The sequence below is a fragment of the Cupriavidus taiwanensis genome (assembly GCF_900250075.1).
Lineage (GTDB): Bacteria > Pseudomonadota > Gammaproteobacteria > Burkholderiales > Burkholderiaceae > Cupriavidus > Cupriavidus taiwanensis_C.
The window spans coordinates 2,738,709-2,756,145 of the sequence record NZ_LT977071.1; the positions used below are offsets into that span (position 1 = coordinate 2,738,709).

At 67.3% G+C, this 17,437-nt stretch carries 14 protein-coding genes; 8 read left to right on the forward strand and 6 right to left on the reverse strand.

Annotation, left to right across the window (positions count from 1 at the left end; translation table 11 throughout):
- Position 1: 1 nt before the first annotated feature.
- Both CBM2588_RS28610 and CBM2588_RS28615 read right to left on the reverse strand, forming a co-directional pair.
- Complete coding sequence (locus tag CBM2588_RS28610; protein WP_231942309.1) at positions 2-1,774, reverse strand: type I secretion system permease/ATPase; 1,773 nt, start codon at positions 1,772-1,774, stop codon at positions 2-4.
- A 739-nt stretch (positions 1,775-2,513) separates the two neighbouring features.
- A complete protein-coding gene (locus tag CBM2588_RS28615; RefSeq protein WP_115683597.1) occupies positions 2,514-3,671 on the reverse strand; it encodes a glycosyltransferase in 1,158 nt (385 codons plus the stop codon).
- 124 nt (positions 3,672-3,795) lie between these two features.
- Between CBM2588_RS28615 and CBM2588_RS28620 the strand changes: the two genes are divergently transcribed.
- The 8 genes from CBM2588_RS28620 (at position 3,796) to CBM2588_RS28655 (ending at position 13,709) form a co-directional block, all read left to right on the forward strand.
- Positions 3,796-5,013, forward strand: a complete 1,218-nt coding sequence (locus CBM2588_RS28620; protein WP_231942310.1) for a glycosyltransferase family 4 protein — start codon at positions 3,796-3,798, stop codon at positions 5,011-5,013.
- A 98-nt stretch (positions 5,014-5,111) separates the two neighbouring features.
- Positions 5,112-5,342 carry a hypothetical protein gene (locus CBM2588_RS28625; RefSeq protein WP_172583689.1) on the forward strand — a complete coding sequence of 77 codons (231 nt, stop codon included), beginning with the start codon at positions 5,112-5,114 and terminating at the stop codon, positions 5,340-5,342.
- Complete coding sequence (locus CBM2588_RS28630) at positions 5,339-5,776, forward strand: GtrA family protein (protein ID WP_172583690.1); 438 nt, start codon at positions 5,339-5,341, stop codon at positions 5,774-5,776. The genes CBM2588_RS28625 and CBM2588_RS28630 overlap by 4 nt, the downstream gene beginning before the upstream one ends.
- The gene (locus CBM2588_RS28635) at positions 5,773-7,452 is read left to right on the forward strand and encodes a DUF6311 domain-containing protein (RefSeq protein ID WP_147298452.1); all 1,680 of its coding nucleotides are present in this window, start codon (positions 5,773-5,775) and stop codon (positions 7,450-7,452) included. Before CBM2588_RS28630 ends, CBM2588_RS28635 begins: the two co-directional genes overlap by 4 nt.
- Positions 7,453-7,457: 5 nt before the next feature.
- Positions 7,458-8,507, forward strand: a complete 1,050-nt coding sequence (locus CBM2588_RS28640) for a glycosyltransferase family 2 protein (RefSeq protein ID WP_115683600.1) — start codon at positions 7,458-7,460, stop codon at positions 8,505-8,507.
- 984 nt (positions 8,508-9,491) lie between these two features.
- Positions 9,492-9,866: a helix-turn-helix domain-containing protein gene (locus tag CBM2588_RS28645; RefSeq protein ID WP_115683601.1), complete on the forward strand. Its 375-nt coding sequence runs from the start codon at positions 9,492-9,494 to the stop codon at positions 9,864-9,866.
- Positions 9,867-10,152: 286 nt separating this feature from the next.
- Entirely contained in the window at positions 10,153-13,341 is a 3,189-nt protein-coding gene (locus CBM2588_RS28650) for a hypothetical protein (RefSeq protein WP_115683602.1), read from the forward strand.
- 128 nt (positions 13,342-13,469) lie between these two features.
- Positions 13,470-13,709, forward strand: a complete 240-nt coding sequence (locus CBM2588_RS28655) for a hypothetical protein (RefSeq protein WP_115683603.1) — start codon at positions 13,470-13,472, stop codon at positions 13,707-13,709.
- Between the two features lie 83 nt (positions 13,710-13,792).
- Here CBM2588_RS28655 and CBM2588_RS28660 read toward each other — a convergent pair whose 3' ends face one another.
- From CBM2588_RS28660 to CBM2588_RS28675, 4 genes are all read right to left on the reverse strand, one after another.
- Positions 13,793-14,716, reverse strand: a complete 924-nt coding sequence (locus CBM2588_RS28660) for an SMP-30/gluconolactonase/LRE family protein (protein WP_115683604.1) — start codon at positions 14,714-14,716, stop codon at positions 13,793-13,795.
- A 17-nt stretch (positions 14,717-14,733) separates the two neighbouring features.
- Complete coding sequence (locus CBM2588_RS28665; protein ID WP_115683605.1) at positions 14,734-15,705, reverse strand: Bug family tripartite tricarboxylate transporter substrate binding protein; 972 nt, start codon at positions 15,703-15,705, stop codon at positions 14,734-14,736.
- 85 nt (positions 15,706-15,790) lie between these two features.
- Positions 15,791-16,726, reverse strand: a complete 936-nt coding sequence (locus tag CBM2588_RS28670; RefSeq protein WP_115683606.1) for a hydroxyacid dehydrogenase — start codon at positions 16,724-16,726, stop codon at positions 15,791-15,793.
- Positions 16,723-17,406, reverse strand: coding sequence for an RraA family protein (locus tag CBM2588_RS28675; RefSeq protein ID WP_115683607.1), 684 nt, complete (start codon positions 17,404-17,406; stop codon positions 16,723-16,725). Before CBM2588_RS28675 ends, CBM2588_RS28670 begins: the two co-directional genes overlap by 4 nt.
- Between the last annotated feature and the right edge of the window lie 31 nt (positions 17,407-17,437).

Here is a 17,437-nt window from a genome sequence, read left to right on the forward strand (position 1 = left end):
GTCAGGAATGTGAGCCGGCGGCACGCGCGGGCTCGCCGCGGCTCGCCAGGACTGGCTCGGCGCCGCGCGCCGGCTTGCCGCCCGCTTGCGGCTGTGCCCGCTGCTGCATCGCGCGCAGCACCTCTTGCGTCGGGCCGAATGCATGCGAGGTACCGTCCTGCAGCACCAGCAGCCGGGTCGTCACGGCCAGGACGCTGCTGCGATGGCTGACGATGACGACCGTGGCGCCGCGTTCGCGGCACAGCGTGATCGCCCGGGCCAGCGCCGCCTCTCCGGCTTCGTCCAGGTTGGAGTTCGGCTCGTCGAGCACGATCAGCGCCGGCGAGCCATACAGCGCGCGCGCCAGCGCGATGCGCTGCTTCTGCCCGCCCGACAGTCCGGCGCCATCCGGTCCAAGCTCGGTGCCGTAGCCCTTGGGCAGTTTCAGCACCATGTCGTGCACACCGGCAAGGCGCGCGGCTTCGACAACAGCCTCGGCATCGAGCTCGCCGAAGCGCGCGATGTTCTCCGCCACCGTCCCCGCGAACAGCTCGATGTCCTGCGGCAGATAGCCGACGAACGGTCCCAGTTCATCCTTGTTCCATTGCCAGACATCGGCCCCGTCGAGCCGCACCTCGCCCGCCAATGGCGGCCATACGCCGACCAGCAGGCGCGCCAGCGTGGATTTGCCCGAAGCGCTGGGACCGATCACGCCAAGCACCTCGCCTGGCGGCAGCGCGAAGTTGACGTTCTTGAGCACCGGCGCGGTGCCCGGCGCGCCGCCGACCAGCCGCGCCACGGCGAGCTGCCCGCGCGGGCGCGGCAGCGACATCGCGCTGCGCCGCGCCGGATTCGCCGCCAGCAGCTTGTGCAGGCGCTCGTAGGCCGCCCGCGCCGCGCTCCACTGCTTCCAGCCGCCGATCACCCCTTCGACCGGGCTCAGGGTCTTGCCCATCAGGATCGAGGCCGCGATCATCATCCCGGCGGTGATCTCGTTGTCGAGCACCAGCAAGGCGCCCACGCCCAGCACCATCGATTGCAAGGCGATGCGCGCGAAGCGGGTCCACGCGCCGACGATCGACGCCTTCTCGCTCGCCTCGCCCTGCTTGCCGAGAAAGGCTTCGTGAATGCGCAGCCAGCGCGACTGCAGCGGCCCCAGCATGCCCATTGCCTCGATGGCCTCGGCATTGCGCAGCGTCACCGTGGCCGATTCGGCGGAACGCAGCGACAGCCGGCCCGCTTCGTCCAGCGGCTGGCGCGAGATGCGCTCGTTGATCACGGCCAGCGCAATCAGCACGGCGGCGCCGCACAGCGCGAACAGTCCGAGATGGAAGTCGAACAGGAAGATCACGCCCAGATAGAGCGGGAACCACGGCGCGTCGAAGAATGCAAACAGCGTCGAGCCGGAAATGAACTGGCGCAGCGTGGTCAGGTCGTTGAGCGCCTGGCCGGCGATGTAGCCGCCCTGGCGCAGGTTGGTTTCGAAGGCGGCGGTGTAGACGCGCCGGTTGAGCTGGGCGTCGAGCTGGGCGCCGACATGGATGGCCACCTGGCTGCGCACATACTCGAGCACGGAGATCAGCGCAAACAAGCCCAGCGTGATGGCGCTGAGCATCCACAGCGTGGTCTCGCTGCGGCTTTGCAGCACGCGGTCGTAGACCTGCAGCATGTAGAGCGACGGCACGAGCATCAGCAGGTTGATCACGGCACTGAACACGCCGATATTGCGCAGGGCACTCTTGTGCGCGCGCAGGGCTGTCAGGATTTCACTGCCGGGAGGCGCGGATTGGCTCATATGGATTGCGGATACACCTTAAGCACTGCGGAGAATGGCACCTGCCGGGGGCTGGTCGCGTTGTGACGTGGTGTCACAAAGCAGGTGCGAATTCTGGATGAGGGATGGGGTGGTGCTTGTGACGTTCATCACAAAATTGTGTGAGGTGGGTCACGGTTGGTTTTGTTTTGGTGGGTGAGAGGTTTTCTTTAGGCAATGCGGATGGCTGTCGTGCTTGGCGGGCGTGGCTGTTTCGCCGGCGCAGCCGGCGACCTCCTTTCTGTCCGAGCGACAGAAAGGAGGCAAAGAGCGCGTCGCCTGGGCGGCTGGCCAAGGCGGTGTCGGAGGTTCGAACGGTGGTGACTTACGGTGAGGCAGTTGGTGGTTCGGCCCTGCTGACGCTACCTGGATGTGCCTGACGTTCGAGGTTGGATGGACGAACCCGACTTTAGGTCGGTGGCCGCCTGCTAACGGCGTTATTGGTGGGACGCCTTCGGCTGCGCTGCGCGCGCTCACTAGCTCAGGCCTACGGCTCGGGCACGGAGTGCATCGCTGCGCTCGCACGCGTTGTCGCTTGCGAGCCCTCTGACTTTTGTTGCCCGCTGGTTTTCTCCCTCTCCCGCTTGCGGGAGAGGGGCGGGGGAGAGGGCCGGCGCATCCACGAAGTCCGACACAAAAACCTGCCGAGCACTCGTCATCCCGCCGAGCCGCGATCAGCCCCTGCTCCGCCGCAGGCTGCCTCCCTTCCCGCGCCCCACGTTCACCAGCGCCGGAACTCCGGTTCGCCCGCCGGCGTTGTCACCGCGCCATCGCGCAGCACGCTCTCGTAGAGCGCGTGGTAACGCCGCCGCATCGTGCTGGCGCTGAATTTTTCAACGAAGCGGGCGCGGGCGTTACGGCCGAGGGTTGCGGCCAGGCTGGCGTCGGCGTGCAGGCGCGTGAGCGCGGCACGCAGGGATGTGGGATCGGCCGGCGGCACAACGTAGCCGGTGTGATCGTGCACGTTGACGTAGCTGCTGCCGGTGCCGATCTCGGAAGACACCAGCGGCTTGCCGAACATTGCCCCTTCGAGCAGCGTGACGCCGAAAGCCTCGGCCCGCAGGTGCGAGGGGAACACCACACCCCGGCACAGCGACAGCAGCGCATGCTTGTCGGCATCCGGCAGCACGCCGAGGAACGTCACGTTGTCCAGCCCCAGCGCGACGGCCTGTTGCCTCAGGGCGTCTTCCTGCGGCCCGGTGCCGACGATGACGACGCGGAACGCCGCGTCGCGGCACGCCTGCATCAGGATATGCAGGCCCTTGTAGTAGCGGATCACGCCGACGAACAGGAAGAAGCCCTCCCCCACGCGCTCGCGCCACATGGCGACGCGGGCGGGGTCCGCCTCGCATTCGCTGGCATCGAGGCCGATCGGGATGGTGTGCACGCGCGCGCGATGGCGACGCAGTACGTCGCTGGTTTCGAGGTAGTTGGGCGAGGTGGCGACGATGGCCTGCATGCTGCCCAGGAAACGATGCATCAGCGGCGCATACAGGGGCATCAGCAGGCGCTGGCGCACGATGTCGGAGTGGTAGGTGACGAGCGCCGGCACGCGCACGCCCGCGGCAAAATGCAGCACGTCGCCAAAGGGCCACGGGAAGTGGTACTGCACGACATCGGCCCACGCCACCGCGCGCCGGAACTGCGCCAGCGCACTGAACGAGATCGGCGTCGAGGCTGGCGACAGGTGCGCACGCGCGCGCGTGACGCGCACGCCGTCGATCTCCAGCTCGCGCTGCGCGCCACCGCCATGCCGGCTCAGGGTGAACACCTCGTGCGCCAGGCCGTCGGGCTGCCTGCGCGCGAGCTGGCGGATGACCTGTTCGATGCCCCCGTACGAGTCCGGGTAGTACACCTTGAAGACGTGCAGAATATTCATGTCAGTGTGTGGCTTGGCATCCGGTCCGGGTCGGCGCTGGTGGCAGAGTCTCTCGTGGCGCGCACCGGCGCAGTGTGATGGCTGTCACAGAACGGCGGCCACCGGCTCGCTATGGTTGCGCCTCATGCCCCTGTCCTCCTGCTTCCTGGCCCAGCCGCTGTGCGTCGCGGTGGGTGCCGTTTCGCTGTCATCCCCGCTGACCGGGATCGGCCAGTACACGCGTCACCTGGTGCGCGAGCTGGCGGCGCTTGGCGCGGCGCCGCACTGTTTCCTGGGCACAGGCTGGAGCGAGGCTCGCGGCGCCAGCGCTCACGCCGGGGCCGATGGGCTGGCGCCGCACAATGCCGCGCGCCCCGCCGCATGGCGTACCGCGGGGCGAGGCCTGCTGCGCCGCTCGGGGCTGGCGCATGCCGCCTCGCGCGCGTGGCAGGCGCACCGGTTCCGCGCGGGCCTGCCGCGCGAGGCGGCGCTCTACCATGAGACCAACTTCCTGCCCTTCTGCTACGGCGCGCTGCCGACCGTACTCACCGCGCACGACGTATCGTGGCTGCGCTATCCGGAGACCCATCCCGCTGCACGGGTCGACCTGATGCGCCGGCGGTTTCCGCGCGCGCTGGCCAGGGCCGACCGCGTCATCGTGGTGTCCGACTTCGTGCGCGCCGAGTTGCTGGCACTGTGCGAGGTCGACCCCGGCAAGGTCAGGGTGGTCCACAACGGCGTCGCGCCGGCGTTCCGGCCCCTTGCGGCCGACGTGCTTGCGCCGGTGCTCGCACGCCAGGGTCTGCTGCCCGGCGGCTATCTGCTGGCACTGGGCACCCTGGAGCCGCGCAAGCGGCTTTCCACGGCGCTGCGCGCGCACCAGCGGTTGCCGGCCGCGCTGCGACGCCATATGCCGCTGGTGCTTGCCGGCATCAAGGGCTGGCTGACCAGCGAGCTGGAGCGCGAGATGGCACCGGCCGTGGCGCGGGGCGAGGTTCGCGTGGCGGGCTACGTGCCCGACGCGGATCTGCCGAGCCTGGTCGCCGGCGCCTGCGCCATGGTCTACCCGTCCATCTACGAAGGCTTCGGCCTGCCGCCGCTAGAAGCCATGGCCTGCGGGGTACCGGTCATCTGCTCGGACCGTTCGGCGCTGCCGGACGTGGTGGGTGATGGCGGGGTTTTGCTGGACCCGGACGACATCGATGGCTTCAGCGCGGCAATGTTGCGCGCCTGCGAAGACGCGCACTGGCGTGCGGCCATCGGCGCACGCGCCCTGCGCCGCGCCGCCGGCTTCAGCTGGCAGCGCTGCGCGCGCGAAACCCTCGAGGTCTATCGCGAACTGCTCGCCACGGGGCGCGGGTGACGGCACGCGGAGGAATGTGACACCCATCACGGAACGGGTGCAGTCCGCCGGCTACGCTAGCCGCTTTGAGTCAGCGAGAAAAGCAAGGCAGCCAGAGCATGAGCCACGCCATTCAGTTCGACATCATGGTGGACGGGGTCCGCATTCCATGCACGGCTTCCGCCGAGGCCGGTTCGCAGGCGCGCCGCGCGGCCGGCGGACCGGCGGCGGATATCGACATCGCGCTGGCCCGGCTGCAGCACGCCGCGCGCCTGCGCTTCCTGCGGGGTGCGGCACCGCCGGTAGTCGTGCTGCGCGAGCATCTGCATGCCACCGGAGCTTGCCCATGACGCGTCAGCACCGGCACGGCGGCGTGCATGCGCTGCCGGTGCGCACGACCTTCGGCCGCTACGTGGTGACCGGCTGCGCGCTGTTGCTCGCGGATATCGCGCTGTTCCTTTCGCTCACGCACGCCGGTGTCGCGCCGGCGGCGGCGCAGGCGGCGAGCCGTGGCGCCGGCGCCATCATCGGTTTCGTCGCGCACAAGGGCTATTCCTTCCGCCATGGCGGGTTGGATGCGCACGGGCTGCTTTGCCAGGGCGGTGGCTACGGCGTGCTGACGCTCGCCGGCGTGGCGCTCTCGCCAGTGGTGCTGACACTGGCACTGCGACTCTGTGGCGAGCGGCTGCTGGTGGCCAAGCTGGCGGCGGAAGTGGTGATGGCCGTCGTCAACTTCGTTGCGATGCGCTGGCTGTTCCGTGCGCGTGCGGCCGGTACGCCATGATGGCCAGCGCCTTGCGCGTGGCTCTCCAGCGTGCGTCAACTGAATTGTCGCTCGGCCGGCGCATCGCCGTTGCGCTGCTCACGGCGCTTATCCTTGCGCCCGCGGTGCTGTCGCCGGCAGTGATGCTGGGCACGGATCCGGCCCTGCGTTTTCCGCAAGGCGACCAGGCACAGGCGCTGGCCGGCGCCTGGTACTACTACGCCGATAGCTGGCGGCTGCCGCTGTTCTCGATGCGCGTGCCCGGCCTCGACGGCGTGCGCAGCGTGATCTTCACCGACAGCATTCCGCTCTTTGCCCTGGCCGGCAAGCTGTGGTACCGGGCCGGCGGCGCGGCGCCGGAACTGACGCCCGCCTGGCTCTGGATCTGCATGCTGGGACAAGCCTGGGCAATGACGTTGCTGCTGGACCGGTTGGGCCTGCGCCAGGCCGTTCACGTTGCCGCCGGCACGGTGCTGGCCCTGGTCATGCCTGCCCTGCTGTTCCGTTACTGGATGTGGCATCTGGCGCTGTGCGGCCAGTTCGTCCTGATCCTCGCGCTGGCGCTGGCACTGCGCCCGCCCGTGGCCATGGTGCGCGCGCAGCTGGACTGGAGGTGGCCAGCCCTGCTGGTCGTGGCACTGGGCATCCATCCCTACCTGCTGGCCATGACCTTGCCGTTCTTCCTGCTGAGCGCACTGCGTGCGGCGTTTGCGCGGCAGCCTGGCGCGGCGCGCAGCGCCCTGGCGGCCGTCGGCCTGACTCTGGGCACGCTTGGCTTTGCGCTTGCGCTCGGCGGCTATCTCGGCCAGGGCCTGGTGCGCGGCAGCGAGGGTTTCGGCATCTACTCGATGAACCTGCTCGCGCCGTTCGGCGCGATGGGGAAGAGCGGCCTGCTGCCGGGCAGCGGGCATTTTGCGCGCGGCACGCCGGGCCAGATGGAGGGATTCAACTACCTCGGCCTGGGCCTGCTGGCAGGCCTGCTGCTGGTGGCGGGAGCCGCCTGCGCGGGCCGCGGCGCTCCGCTGCGCGCCGCGGCCCGGCGGCAATGGCCGCTGCTGGCGCTGCTGGCCTGCCTGACGCTCTACGCCTTGTCCACCACTGTGTATGCCGGCGGCTATCGCCTGTTGCGCTACGACTGGCCGGCGGGCCTGCAGGGCCTGAGCGCGACCTTCCGCGCCTCGGGGCGCTTCTTCTGGCCGGTGGGCTATGCCATTGCCGCCTTCGTGCTGTATGGGCTGGCGCGCTGCTACCGTCCGCGCACGGCCGCTGCCTGCATGGTGGCCGTCGCCGCGCTGCAGTGGCTCGACACCGCGGTGCTGCGCTCGGTCGTCGTTGCCGAGAAGCCCATGGACCCGGTGTCATCCGACCCGCTGGTCGGCGCGCTGGTCGGGCGCCATGCCGCGCTGGCGTTCCATCCGCCAGTGGGCTGCTCCGACGACCGAGCCGCCATGCATGGCGGATTCGCCCTGCAGCTGCTGGCCGCGCGTGGCGGCCTCGCCATCAACAGTCTCTCCGGCGCACGCCAGCAGACCGACTGCACGCGCTTCGCCGCGGCCCTGTCCGGACAGGGGCTTGCGCCAGGCGTGCTGGTCGTGCTCGGGCCGCCGTATGACGCGCAGTACATTGCCGGGCGCGGGTGGACCACCCATTGCCTGGCCCGGCATGGTCTGCACTTCTGTAGCTCCGGCACCAGGTGATTCCCATGCACGCCAGCGAACCGACGGAGCTGTCCGTCATCATCCCCGCGTACAACGAAGCGGCCAGCCTGCCGCTCGCGCTGCCCCGTATCGTCAGCGAACTCGCACAGGCCGTCTCGCGCTTCGAGATCGTGATCGTCAATGACGGTTCCAGCGACCAGACCGCGGCGGTTGCCGACGAGCTGGCACGGCGCCACCGGTTCGTGCGCGCCATCCATTTTTCGCGCAACTTCGGCAAGGAGGCGGCACTGGAAGCGGGGCTGGCCTGTGCCCGCGGCCGCGGCCTGCTCTTCATCGACGCGGACCTGCAGCATCCGCCCGCGCTGATCCCGCAGATGATCAGTGCCTGGCGCGCCGGCGCCGACGTGGTCAATGCGCGCAAGCGGCATCGCGGCGAGGAGCACGCTGCCTATGCCACGGCGTCGCGCCTGTTCTACCGGATGTTCGAGCGCGCCACCGGCTTTTCCTTCGAAGGCGCCAGCGACTACAAGCTGCTCGACCGCCAGGTAGCCGATGCGCTGCTGCGCTGCCCGGAGCGCGACCGCTTCTTTCGCGGGCTGGTGGCGTGGGTGGGATTCCGTCAGGTAGATATCCCCTTCGACGTGGCGCCTCGGGAAGCGGGGCATTCCTCATGGTCGGTGGCCGGCTTGCTGCGCTATTCGCTGCGCAGCCTGGTGGCATTCTCGTCGCTGCCGCTGCAGGCGGTCGCCATCGCGGGCTTCGCCGGCGTGGTGCTGAGCTTCCTGCTGATCGTGCAGACCGTGGCGCGCTACCTCAGTGGCAATGCCCTGGACGGCTTTACCACCGTGATCATTGCGCAGGCAGCGTTCAGCAGCCTGTTGCTGCTCGCAGTGGGTGTGCTGGCCGTCTATCTGGCACGCGTCTATGACGCGCAAAAACAGCGCCCGTCGTTCTTCGTGCGCGAGCCTGACGAAGGTTTGCGAAGTGGCATCGTGTTGCGGGACATGGAGATTCAGCCGGCACCGCCGCGCGCGCGGGCGCCCGTAGGGGCTTGTGATACCGATCACAGCCGGGTGGATCGCGAGCTTCTATAGTGGGTCCTGTTGGCGCAATGACCCCGCCAACTTTCCCGTTATCGCCAGGCTGCCCCCGCACGCCTGGCATCTTTTTTTGTGGGAAGGGAGCGGTGGCGCGGTGGGTCGCCTGCGGCTGCGCCGCACGCGCCCATCATCTCGGGTCAAGCGCACGGGCACGGAGCGCATCGCTGCGCTCGCACGCGTTGTCGCGGGTGAGGCCACGGGTCTGCTCTCTTGCTAGTTTGCGCCCCTCTCCCGCTTGCGGGAGAGGGGCCGGGGTGAGGGCAGGCGCATCTGCGAAATCATGCGCCCGCCATGCTCAGTGTGTACCCCGCCTTGTTCGTCGCGTTGGCCTTGGCTTGGCAGCCGGCCCTGAATGTGGATGCCGGCTGACCGGCGCGACTGTGACATGCTGATTGGGGAAGAGCCGCTCGGCTGCCTCTTTGGCCTGCATGCAGCTCAGGTACTCCCCATTGAAGACGACGGCAAATTCTCCGACATGCTGCTCGATCGCCCAACCCGTTTCCGTACGAACCACTATTGTTATTCGTTCAACCACCTTCATTCCCCGTCGAGCCGTGCTTTGCATCACGGTCTTTTTCGTTGGTAAAGCAAAAACCTCAATACACAGACCAAGGCAGTATTGCTATCGATGCGCCCATGCCCCGGACACATCGTTCGGACATTGCCGGCACAACATGGTGCCCGCAATCGCGGCCCCGCTCATCACCCAAACATGGGTAACCTGCGCGTCGCCGAAATTCGGTATTGACATGGCATGTTTGCCATAACAGATGAATTTGCAATAAATCTCAGACGAATTATTAAAGTCATTTCGTCAGAAAAGCAAGACAACTTGCCGCGAGTTCGATAGACACCCCACCAAAGGGGACGGCGGCGGCAATGCTGTGACACCTGTCACATCCCCGTGCGCATGCCATCGGCTAGCCTTGCCTTTCGACAGGTACGCACCACCCGGTGCGCTTCTCAGGGCAAGACGACATGCATGAGGTGGAGTTCATCGAGTACGAGGGCCGGCGCTTCGTGCTGGTTCCCGAGCGGACGTGGAAGGACATCAGGGGCTGCATCCAGCGGCTGCTGGAGGAAGCGGGAAAGGATGCCGGTACCGCGGCTTCGTTCTGCCCGCCACTGCTGGTGCAGGCCGCGATTTCCGCCGGCAGCTCCGAGCTGCGCGCATGGCGCCGCTTTCGCGGCTTGCCGAGTTCTCAACTGGCCGAGCGCGTCGGTGTAACGCGCGCCTATATCTCGATGATCGAGACCGGCCGCCGCCGGCCCGCCGCCGACTTGCTGAGCCGGCTTGCGCGCGAACTCGAGATCCCGGTCTGCGCACTGGCAACGAGCCACGGCGCCGGGTAGCGCGTCACGCCAACGGCGCGTTGGCGTCGTTCTCCACCGCAAGCGTTTCGGCGCACCGATGCACGGCCTCTGCCTTTGCGCGTTTTTGTGGCCCCAGTCACTGATTCGACGTGCGCATTTCCGGATACTGCCCCCGACGCGTTTTGCAGCGTGTCGCAGCCTGCACTGCCAATGTCGTTGACCTTGCAGGCTGCAACGGAAGCGAGATCCGGATTTCGTACTGGCCCGCGCCGCGGGACGGCAGGCCGAAGTCCAGATCGCTTGTTTTTATTCCCAGGAGAACACTATGGCAGCATCTGCCTACTACGATCAGGTACAGAAGGTCTACGTCGCCTACTACGGCCGCCCGGCCGATCCGACGGGCCTGGAGTTCTGGGCCACCAAGCTGGACGGTGTCGGTGGCAATCTGAACGCGATCATCGATGCCTTCGGCAACTCGGCCGAGTCGACTGCGCTGTATGGCGGCCAGACCCACGGCGAGAAGATCAACGCGATTTACCAGCAGATGTTCGGCCGTGACGCCGAACCGGCCGGCCTCGCCTTCTATACCGGCCTGCTCGCGGCAAACCCGCCCAAGGCCACCCTGGCGAGCATCGCGCTGGACATCGTCAACGGCGCGCAAGGCAGCGACAAGGTCGCCATCGACGCCAAGCTGGCCGCGGCCGAAGGCTTCACCGCGGCCCTCAACACCACCACCGAAATCCTGAAGTACAGCGGCGACTGGGCCGCGCAGCAGGCGCGTGACTGGCTCAAGCCGGTCGACCAGCCTGGCGAGGGTGGCAACCCGCAAGCCGCGATCGACAAGATCGTTGCTGGCCCGGCGCCGCAACCGGGCAGCAAGGTGCTGACCACCGCCATCGACACCATCACGCTCGGCGCCGCCGATACCGTGACCGGCGGCACCGAGACCCTGACCCAGGGCGACTCGATCACCGGCCCGGGCAAGGTCGTGCTGAGCCTGGCTGCCAAGCAGGATCTCTACTCCGGCACCACCATCGCCGGCGCCAGCAAGGTCACCATCCAGCCGACCGGCGATGTCGCCGTCACCACCAAGAACTGGACCGACATCCAGCAGGTCGTGGTCGAGAAGGTCAAGGGCGACGTGAGCCTGGAAGACCTGCAGGGCGCCGCCACGCAGTATGACCTCGTCGACGCGATCCAGGCCGAAGACAAGATCACGCTGAACTTCGACGGCCAGCAGATCCAGGGCAAGGAAGCCAACGTCTCGGTCAAGGAAGTCAACGCGACGGTCGAGATCAACACCGATGCCGGCTTCGACGTCGAGACCATCAACCTGACCATCAACGATGACAAGGCTGGCTTCGAGTCGAACCTGACCGACCTGATCGGCGACGGTACCAAGACGCTGAACATCAAGGGCGGCCAGGCCGGCCTGAACTTCGGCATCAAGGGCGCGCTGGACTCGACCCTGACCACCATCGACGCCTCGGGCGCACTGGCCAACCTGAACCTGAACATCTCGGAATCGGACCAGCAGGTCAACGTCAAGCTGGGCTCGGGCAACGACGTGCTGAACGTCGGCGACTCGCTGCGCACGGGTGACGTGATCGACGGCGGTGCCGGCGCCGACAAGGTCGTCGCCGTGTTCGACGCCAACGCCACGGTCGCCGAAGCCAACCGCGCGCCGACCATGAGCCGCGTCGAGACGCTGGACGCCACGTTCCTGAACGCGGTCCACCTGGACGGCACCAACATCAACGACCTGGCCACGATCAACCTGAAGGCCTCGACCGGCCGTGCCGACTTCAACAACTTCGACAGCACGCTGAAGACCCTGAACATCCAGGGCAACCTGGCGCAGGGCGTCGAAGTGGACTACGACGGCCAGGCGCTGACCACGCTCGATATCAACATCGAAGGCACCACCAGCGCGATCGGCAACGCCGGCAATCCGTCGGGCATCCGCGTCATCAACGCCGACAAGGTGGCGCTGAGCCACAACGGCAGCGAGAGCGTGGTGATTTCCCGCGGCCTGCAGGTGGACGACTCGTTCTCGGGCCGCTACACCACCGACCTGTCGATCACCAACAACTCCGCTGGCAACCTCACCATCGATGGCAACAACTTCACGGACAGCGTCATCCTCGATGGCGACACCGTGCAGCGCCTGAGCATCAAGTCGACCGGCCTGGGCGACCTGTCGCTGGGCAGCCAGTTCGAAAGCCTGATGGATGAAGCGACCAACCTGCAGCACCTGGTCGTGGAAGGCGCCACCGACAGCGACATCGAGATCGGCCGCGTGGGTGATGCCCGTGCCGCCGGCGACCTCGAAACCGTGAAGCTCAGCACCGGCATCAGCACCGAGTTCACCTCGTGGGGCATCGATGCCGCCGGCGCTGACAAGCGCGCCACCATCACCAGCATCGACATTGCTGCCGCGGCTTCGGGCCATATGCACCTGCTCGGCGGCTTCGAAGGCGGCGAATGGCTGCAGGCTGCCTCCGTCAACCTGATGAAGGTCGACGTGGCTGCCGGCGCTTCGGTGAACGGTGACGCCAGCGGTACGGTGTGGGCGAATGGTCAAGGCTATGCCGGCCTCGACATCCCGGTCGGCTACTCCAGCCTGGTGCGCCTGGACCTGGACGAGCAGGCCGGCGCCGACAGCAAGCTGATCCTGTCGGGTTCCGGCGAGGTCACCGGCTTCGCGTTCGAGGACAACAACTTCGCCACCATCGACGCATCGGCCCTCAAGGGCAGCGGCGTGACGATCGTGATGGAAGATCCGTCCGACGCGGCAGCGTTCACCTTCATCGGCTCGGGCCAGCGTGATGTGGTCTACGCCTCGAACAGCGCCGATACGCTCAACGGTGGCGCCGGCGACGACACGCTGTTTGGTAACGGCGGTGCCGACGTGATCAACGGCGAAGCGGGCGACGACGAGCTGTTCGGCGGCGAAGGCAACGACACGCTCGACGGCGGCGCAGGCGATGACTTCATCGCCGGCGGCCTCCACGCCGACGTGCTGACCGGCGGCGCGGGCGCGGATTCGTTCTACTTCAACTTCGACCAGAACCACCTGGCCGAGGCTGGCAAGTCGACGAACCCGGGCGCGGCGGCCAAGCAGGACGTCATCACCGACTTCAAGGTGGCCGAGGACACCATCCTGGTCGACGTGTCGAACCCGCTGGCCCAGGGCGACTACGCCATGTACGTGACGAACGCCCCGGGCGGCAACGGCCTGCCGGCATTCGCCTTCTACATCGGCGACGGCCTGGATCCGGTCAACGTCGTGATCCGCGTGGGCACGTACAACGAAGACGGCTCGTTCAACTACAACGCCAGCGGCACCGACCTGCAACTGCTGTTCAACACCGAAGGCGAGGCGTTCAACCCGCTCGACTTCACGCTGAACAACGGCGCCCAGGCCTTCGTACAGGCCGAGCACGAAGTCGCGCTGCTGGGCGCGGCGAACCAGCTGGGCAGCCTGTCGACGTCGGACCTGGTCTGGGTCTGATCGTTACCCGGTAGTTGTAGCTTGCAGTGGGAAAGGGCTGGCCGCGGGCCAGCCCTTTTTTCCAGTCGGATTGCCGCGCACTGGTCCCCATGCGTCCCGCGACCGTATGCGCCCGCTCGCCTTATCGTATGAATGTCCGCTTCATCATGCCCGATGCCGCTCCCGCGCAGCCCCCTTTCGTCCTGGTCATGCGCGAAGACGACGGCGGATGGCACGTCCGGATGCTGACGGATGGCTTCGTCGTCTCGCTGACCGAGACTTTTTCCACCAGGCAGGAAGCTGTCGCCGCGGCGGCCGAGGCCTTTCCCAGCCTGCAAATCGATATCGGTGCGCCGCCGCCCAAGGCACAGGGTCGAACGGACCCCTGAGACCCTGAGACCCTGAGACCCTGTGACCCTGTGACCCAGAGGCGCCCGCTTCCCGACGATGCGCCGGGCAACCATGGCAATCGTCAGGCCACAATCCCGCCATGCACCGGCGCACCGCCTTCGGGCACCTCCGCACTCAGAATCGTCCCCGTGGTGGATTCCGTCATCAGCAGCGTCTTGCCGTCGGCGCCGCCGAAGCACAGGTTGGTCAACGATGCGCCGACCGGCGTGCGGATGACTTCGACCGGCTCGGCGCGATGGTTCAGCACCCAGACATAGCCAAGCCCCGGATTGGCCACCAGCAGGAATCCGTCGGCACGCATGGCGAGCCCGTCCGGACCGCTCGGTCCGTATGACGTGAAGAACCGGCCCACCTTGCTGACGGAGCCGTCGGCCTGCAGCGGCACGCGCCACACGCAGTTGCCACGCGTCATGGCGACGTACAGCACCTTCTCGTCGGGCGACAGCACCAGGCCATTCGGGCTTGGCGCATTGTTCAGCAGCACATCGAGCTTGCCCGCGGGCGACAGGCGGTAGACGCGGCCGGTGGGATCGTGCATCCCGGTCTGGCCCTGGTCCGTGAAGTACAGGTTGCCCGCCGAATCGAAGGTCAGGTCGTTGACACCGCGGAAGCGCTCTGAATTCCTGCGCTCAAGGAACGGCGTCACGGCGCCGGTCTCCGGGTCCAGCCGCATCAGCCCGTTGCGGTAGTCCGTGATCAGGAAGTCGCCGCTGGCCAGGCGCTTCATGCCGTTCGGCTCGCCGTCGTACTCGGCCACCAGTTCCCAGCTGCCCTGCAGCGATATGCGGAACACGCGGCCATAGGGAATGTCGGTCACCCACAGGTGGCCTTCCGACCAGACCGGGCCTTCCAGGAATGACTCCGTGACCGCACCGCCGCGATTGGCCAGCGACCACGCGTTGTCCCGATCCTGCCGCCGGAACGATTGCGGTAGGCGGGTAAGCACCGTGGCGTCGCGCACGGTGGGTTGCTGAAGCAGGATCATCGTGGTTGCCAGTGCGATTACTGCTTTTCGATATTGGCCTTCTGCGCAACGGCCGCCCATTGCTCGGTTTCCCGCTGGATCAGCTGTGCAAACGCGCTGCTGTCCAGGCTGCCCGGTTGCGAGCCCATTTGCGCCAGGAACTGCTTCATGTCAGGCGACTGCAGGGCCTTCTGCACCTCTGCCTGCAGCCGGGCGATCACTTCCGCGGGCGTTCCCTTCGGGGCTGCCAGGCCTGACCAGTTGAACAGGCTGAATGTCGGCAGCCCGGCTTCCGCGAAGGTCGGCACTTCCGGAAACACATCGAGCCGGCGCTTGCCGCTGATGGCAAGCAGGCGCATCTGGTTGCCCTTGACCGGCGCCAGCGCGGTCGGCGTGGACACCACCAGCAAGTCGACGCTGCCGCCCAGCAGGCCGACCATGGCGTCGCCGGCACCCTTGTACGGAACGTGCATCAGCTTGATGCCGGCGGCCTGCTGAAAGGCTTCCGCGGAAAAATGGGGCGAGCTGCCCGGACCGCCACTCCCGAATGTCACCTCGCCCGGATGCGCCTTGGCATGTCGGATCAGTGACTCCAGGTCCTTGAAGCGCGAATCGGCCTTGACCCCGACCACCACCGGCGAGAACGCGAACGGGGCGATCGGCACCAGCGCGGTCTGGTGGTCCCAGTTCAGTTTCTTGAAGACGTAGGGCAGCGTGGTGTAGGAGTTGTCATTGGCCAGCAGCGTATAGCCGTCGGCCGGCGCCTTGACGACCAGCGTGGTGCCGATGGTGCCGGAAGCGCCCGGCTTGTTCTCGACCACGAAACTCTGGCCGGTCTGCTCGGTAAGCTTCTGCGCCACCTTGCGGGTCACCACGTCGACGGCGCCGCCCGGGGGATTCGGCACGACAATGCGCACAGGCTTGTCGGGGTAGGCCGCCAACGCCGGCGCCGCACTGGCGGTGGCGATCGCGGCGAGCACTGCAAACAGACCAAATTTGCGATGAATCATCGTTGTCTCCTGGCAGCGGCCGGTCCGACTGCCCGCCGGCCGCCATGCCTGTATTGTTTTGACTGGTGAAGCGTCGAAGCCTCGCCTAGACCGTCGCGGCAGAGCCCTGCAGCACGGCAAGCACGTTGTTCGCGGCCCCCACCCCCATGTTCACGTACGCCGCATCGCTGACACCGCCGATATGCGGCGACAGGATGACGTTGGGCAGCGTCTGGAACGGATGCGGCACGGCCATCGGCTCGACGGCGAAGCTGTCGAGGCCGGCCGCGTAGAGCCTGCCGTCGAGTGCCTCGGCCAGCGCCGGCTCGTCGATCAGGCCGCCGCGGGCGGTGTTGACCAGGATGGCGCCGTGCTTGAACAGGGCCAGCGTCTCGCGGTTGAGCATGCCGCGGTTTTCGTCGGTCAGCGGACAGTGCAGCGACACCACGTCCGCTGCCTGGTAGAGCTGCGCCAGCTCGCTGACCAGCGTGACGCCGGCGGGTGGTGTCTTCGCATAGGGATCGAAGGCGATCACGCGCATGCCCATGGCCACCCCGGTCACCGCGACGCGGCGGCCGATCTCGCCCAGGCCGACGATGCCCAGGGTGCGGCCATTGAGTTCGATGGTCTTGTGGATCGACTTGTCCCAGTGGCCCGCGCGCATGCGCGCGTTCAGCTGCGGCACCGCCTTGGCACAGGCGAGGATCAGCGCCCAGGCATGCTCGGCCACCGCGGCGGCATTGGCGCCGACCGCGGCCTTCACCGCGATGCCGCGCGCGGCCGCGGCCTTCTGGTCGATCACGTCGATGCCGCTGCCGTGCTTCGAGATCACCTTCAGGGCCGGCGCCGCATCCATGACTTCGGCCGTCACGCTGCCATAGCGCACGATGATGCCGACCGGGTTGTGCTGCCGCGCCAGCGCGACGAGCTCGTCGGTCTGCGGCTTCTTGCCCGCGAACACGATCTGGTAGTCACCAAGCAGCGCGAGCGCTTCCGGTGCCAGGTCCGCACCCGTGACGATAATGACGTCCTTGCTGGTCACAGGGCTTCTCCCTGCTTCAGGACGCCGGCCGTCACCAGCGATGCCAGCAGCCACGGGGCGGTGGTATTGCCCTCCTTGATCTGCGCGATGCGCATGGCTTCGGCCTCTTCCTTCTTCGCCGCGGCATCGAGCAGCGCCTCGATCTTGCCGCGCTCGACCACGACCAGGCCGTCGGCATCGCCGCAGATATAGTCGCCCGGGTTCACCGTGACGCCGCCGACGGAAATCGGGTGGCCGATGCGGCCGCCGACTTCCTTGGTCGGGCCATTGGGATTGGTGCCCACCGAGAAAACCGGGAACTGCATGTCCTCCAGCTCGAGGCTGTCACGCACGGCGCCATCGATCACGACCCCGGCGATCCCCCGCTGGCGGGCGGCATGCATCATGATCGTTCCCATCAGCGCGGAGGTCTGGTCGCCCTTGCCGTCCACCACCAGCACATCGCCGGGCTGCGCCAGCGCCAGCGCGGCGTGGATCATCAGGTTGTCGCCGGGACGGACTTCGACGGTGAATGCCGGGCCGGCGACCTTCATGGTCGGGCGCAGGGCGCGGATGCGGCCATGCAGCGCGCCGCGGCGTCCGCCGACATCCGACAGGATCGCCGGCTGGAAGCGCGCGGCACGCTCGACCACGGCGGCGGGCACGCGTTCGAACGATTTGATGATGTTGGGCAAGCTCATGGAAAACTCCAGCAAGATGAGAGGGATAGGG